The organism is Aquabacterium sp. A08, assembly GCF_011742065.1.
Genome location: NZ_JAAQQT010000578.1, coordinates 1 through 4,450 on the forward strand (window position 1 = coordinate 1; position 4,450 = coordinate 4,450).

Genomic DNA, 4,450 nt, shown 5'->3' on the forward strand with positions numbered 1-4,450 from the left:
GTAAGCGTGCGGTCATCCCACCCTTGAGGTCGACGGCCCAAGCGGCAACGATGGTGTCCACCAAACGAGATAGGTGGACACCATGACTGAAGCGAAGATCAAGACCCGTCGGCGCCACAGCGCCGAACTCAAACAGCAGATCCTGGCCGAGTGCGCCCAGCCCGGAGCCTCGGTGGCCAGCGTGGCGCTATCGCACGGCATCAACGCCAACGTCGTGCACAAGTGGCGCCGACTGGCTCATGCCCCGAGCACAGAGGTGCAAGTCCCGACCTTCGTGCCTGTGGCGTTACCTGCGCCCAGCTGCGCGCCGGCTCCAGACATCCGCATCGAGTTGCGCCGTGGCGCCACCTGCGTGTCGCTGACCTGGCCGGTCTCGGCCGCCGAGCACTGCGCGGCCTGGATGCGGGACCTGCTCAAGTGATCCGCATCGACGCCCTGTGGCTGGCCACCGAGCCACTGGACATGCGTGCCGGAACAGAGTCGGCCCTGGCCCGTGTGGTGGCTGTCTTCGGCGCAGCACATCCGCATCACGCCTACCTGTTTGCCAACCGGCGTGCCAACCGCATGAAGGTGCTGGTGCACGACGGCATCGGGGTGTGGCTGGCAGCGCGGCGCCTGAACAGTGGCAAGTTCGTCTGGCCGCGTGAGGGGGCATTGACCGCTACGCTCAGCCGTCCACAGTTCGATGCTCTGGTGCTGGGCCTGCCCTGGCAGCGCCTGGCCGATGGTGGTGTCATCACCGTGCTCTGAATCTGATTGCTGGCCTTCTGCCTGCCAATTGGTGCATGCGCCAATGGCGCAGCGGTGTCGGTGCTGGCACAGTCATGCTCATGGTGGTGGAGCCGCAATCGCTGGAGAGCCTGAGCGCCGAGCAACTGCGCTCGGCGCTGCTGTCCATGCTGCAGGCCGCTGCCGCCAAGGACCAGGAACTGGCCTTCAAGCAGACCCTCATCGACAAGCTCACGCACGAGAACGCGCTCTTGAAGCGCATGAAGTTCGCAGCCCAGTCCGAACGCTTCAACCCCGAGCAAAAGAGCCTGCTCGAAGACGAGATCGAGGCCGACCTGGCGGCCGTGGCCAGCGAGATCGACGCGCTGGCGCAGACGCAAACACCGCCCACTCCCGAGAAGAAACAAGCCAAGCGCCTGCCCCTGCCGGCGCACCTGCCGCGCCGCGAGATCCGCCACGAACCCACGTCTACCACCTGCGCATGCGGCTGCCAGATGAAACGCGTGGGCGAGGACGTGGCCGAGAAGCTGGACTACGTGCCCGGTGTCTTCAGCGTGGAGCGCCATATCCGCGGCAAGTGGGCCTGCGCCCAGTGCGAGACCATTCAACAGGCGCCGGTCCAGGCGCACGTCATTGACAAAGGCATCCCCACCACGGGCCTGCTGGCCCAGGTGCTGGTGGGCAAATACGCAGATCATCTGCCGCTGTACCGCCAGGAGGCGATCTTCGGCCGCGCCGGCCTGGCCATCCCGCGCTCGACCCTGGCGCAATGGGTAGGCACCTGCGGGGTGCGGTTGCAGCCGCTGGTCGAGGCCTTGAAGGACGAGATCCTCAGCCACCGGGTGCTGCACGCCGATGAGACACCGGTGGCCATGCTCAAGCCCGGCGATGGCAAGACGCATCGCGCCTACCTCTGGGCCTATGCGCCGGGGGCGTTCGAGGGCATCAAAGCCGTGGTCTACGACTTCTGCGAGTCCCGCTCGGGCGAGCATGCCCGGCGCTTCCTAGGCCATGGCACCGACAAGGCCTGGAAGGGAAGCCTGACCTGCGACGACTTCGGCGGCTACAAGGCCCTGATCGCCAGCGGCGTGACCGAGGTGGGCTGCCTGGCCCACGCCCGGCGCAAGTTCTTCGATCTGCACGCGGCCAACCAGAGCCAGATCGCCGAGTTCGCCCTCCAACAGTTCGCCCGGGTCTATGAGATCGAGCGCGAAGTCAAGGAACTGGGCGCCGAACAACGGCAAATCGTTCGACAGCAGCAGACAAGGCCGATCCTGGACGCCCTGCACGAATGGATGACGCTGCAACGGCGCCAGGTCCCCGACGGATCGGCAACCGCCAAAACACTGGACTACAGCCTGCGGCGCTGGGTGGCGCTGACCCGGTTTGCAGATGACGGACAACTGCCCGTGGACAACAACTGGATCGAGAACCAGATCCGGCCCATTGCCATCGGCCGCAACAACTGGCTGTTTGCCGGTAGCCTGCGCGCGGGCCAGAGAGCGGCGGCCGTCATGAGTCTGATCCAGTCGGCACGCATGAACGGGCACGACCCGTATGCCTACCTCAAGGATGTGCTCACGCGGCTGCCAACGCACAAGGCCAGTCGCATCGACGAACTCTTGCCGCATCGCTGGCAAACCGGTGCCATCTGAGTCTCAGCCATGACCGCCAGTGGCGGTCAACATGGGATCACCGCGCGCTTACGGTTGGCTTTCATGGCCTGTTCTTTGGTGTTGTTTTGCACCTGGGCCATCACCACGTCGTCACCGCGCAGCTTTTCTGACACGTGCACCGCCAGGGCCACCTTGTCGGTGGCGTCGCTGATGCCGTCGCCAAAGGCGTTGTTGAGCTTTTCCACCAGCTCGGCGAGGTAGGCTTTCTGCGTGTCCTTGGGGTCGCGCAAGCCGTTCTCGGTGATGGGGTCCAGGGTGGGTGTTTCGCCTTGTGGCGCCACGCCGCTGAGCTGATTGCCCTGTTTGATGCGGTAGTGCGTCAACATCAAGCCGGCCAGGTCCACCTGGTCGGCGCCTATGCCGTGCAACCGCTTGCGCAACAGGCGGGCAAAGCCGGCAAAGGCTTCCAGGTCCGGGTCACCGAAGTCCAGCAACTGGGCCACGTACTCGTAGTTGCGCACGAACTTCGACAGGCTGCCGCTGAAGATCATCAACTGGTCGCGTTCGCGGGACGCTTCCGCACGGAAGGCATCGGCCTCGTTCTGGCCCACCACGTTGCCAGCGGACTTGGCTTGCTCCCAGGCTTTTTCCCACTTGTCGATCTCTTTGGTCAGCCCGTCCAGCTTCTTGTTGAAGCGGTCGGTGGCGGGCTGGGTGATGGTGTAGAGCTTCTCATGGGTGCAGTACTTGCCGACGATGGCTTCGGCAAAGTTCTCCACTTCCTTTGGCTCGTAGATGTGTGCCGCGTCCAGGGACTTCTTGAGGTCATAGACCACGTTGGCGTCCTGCACGTCGGACACCTGGGCATCGCGGTAGTAGGTCTTGAACGCCGCCAGGATCTCTTCGGACTTGTTCACGAAGTCGATGACGTAGGTCTTGTCTTTGCCGGGGTAGGTGCGGTTCAGGCGCGACAGGGTCTGCACCGCTTCCACGCCTGAGATCTTCTTGTCCACGTACATGGCCACCAGCTTGGGCTGGTCAAACCCGGTCTGGAACTTGTTGGCCACGATCATCACCTGGTACTCCGGCGTGTCGAACGCCTTGCGCATGTCACGGCCACGCAGGTTGGGGTTCAGGGTGATTTCGTCGAATTGGTGGTCCTTGGGCAGCTCTTCGGCGATCAACACGCCGGTTTGCTTGTCCTGGTTGGGCACGTCACCGCTGAAGGCCACCATGGCGTGCAGGTCGGTGTAGCCACGCTCGTCGCAATACTTCTTGAGCATGCGGGCGTAGCTCACGGCCGAGGCGCGTGAACTGGTCACCACCATGGCCTTGGCCTGGCCGTTGAGCAGTTGAGCCACGTTGGTGCGGAAGTGCTCGACGATGAGCTTGACCTTCTGGCCCACGTTGGTGGGGTGCAAGGACATCCACTTGGCCAGCGACCGTTTGCCGGACTTTTCATCGACACGCTGGTCTGCCGCCACCGCCATGTCCGAGGCCAGCTTGTAGGCCAGGGAATACGAGGTGTAGTTCTGCAGCACATCGAGGATGAAGCCCTCATCGATGGCCTGCTGCATGCTGTACAGGTGGAAGGGAGCCGGTGGGTTGTCCTTGCTAACGGGCAGTGCCGGATTGAGCGGGCGGCCAAACAGCATCAAGGTGCTGTGCTTGGGCGTGGCGGTGAAGGCGAAGTAGCTGGCGTTGCCGGGTCGCTGGCGGGAGGCCTGCCAGACGGACAGCTTGTCGTACGCGCTGAGCTGGTCCCACTCCTCTTCGCTCTGGCCGGTGAGCACGTAGCGCAGGTCGTCGGCGGTGCTGCCGCCGGTGCTGCTGTGCGCCTCGTCGATGATCACGGCAAAGCGGCGCTCGCGCAGGCTCTGCTCCTTCAAGATGGCCTCTTGGGCATGCGGGAAGGTTTGCAGCGTGCAGACGATGATGGGCGTGCCCGCCAGCATGGCCTGGGCCAGTTGATGGCTCTTGGGCAGGTTGGAAGTATCCCGGTCCACCGCCTTGACCACGCCGGTCTGGTGCTCGATCTGGGTGATGGCGTCTTGCAGCTGCTTGTCCAGCACCTGCCGGTCGGTGACGACGATGACGCTGTGGAA

Annotated in this window: 4 protein-coding genes; 3 read left to right on the forward strand and 1 reads right to left on the reverse strand. The window is 64.0% G+C overall.

All coding sequences use genetic code 11. From position 1 onward, the window contains the following. Positions 1 to 82: 82 nt before the first annotated feature. The 3 genes from tnpA to tnpC all read left to right on the forward strand — a co-directional run bounded on the left by tnpA (position 83) and on the right by tnpC (position 2,384). Positions 83 to 421, forward strand: a complete 339-nt coding sequence (gene tnpA / locus HA630_RS06995) for an IS66-like element accessory protein TnpA (protein ID WP_166833614.1) — start codon at positions 83 to 85, stop codon at positions 419 to 421. After that, complete coding sequence (gene tnpB / locus HA630_RS07000) at positions 418 to 750, forward strand: IS66 family insertion sequence element accessory protein TnpB (RefSeq protein WP_166833616.1); 333 nt, start codon at positions 418 to 420, stop codon at positions 748 to 750. The genes tnpA and tnpB overlap by 4 nt, the downstream gene beginning before the upstream one ends. A 74-nt stretch (positions 751 to 824) precedes the next feature. Beyond that, positions 825 to 2,384, forward strand: coding sequence for an IS66 family transposase (gene tnpC / locus HA630_RS07005; RefSeq protein WP_371809220.1), 1,560 nt, complete (start codon positions 825 to 827; stop codon positions 2,382 to 2,384). 26 nt (positions 2,385 to 2,410) lie between these two features. On the opposite strand, the gene HA630_RS07010 is transcribed toward tnpC, so the two are convergent. After that, on the reverse strand, positions 2,411 to 4,450 hold a 2,040-nt coding region (locus HA630_RS07010; RefSeq protein WP_166833620.1), incomplete at its 5' end, for a UvrB domain 3-containing protein.

What these genes read in the sequence shown, in the direction of transcription:
- tnpA (WP_166833614.1), top strand. Translation starts at nt 83, where the DNA reads ATGACTGAAGCGAAGATCAAGACCCGTCGGCGCCACAGCGCCGAACTC.
- tnpC (WP_371809220.1), top strand. Translation starts at nt 825, where the DNA reads ATGCTCATGGTGGTGGAGCCGCAATCGCTGGAGAGCCTGAGCGCCGAG.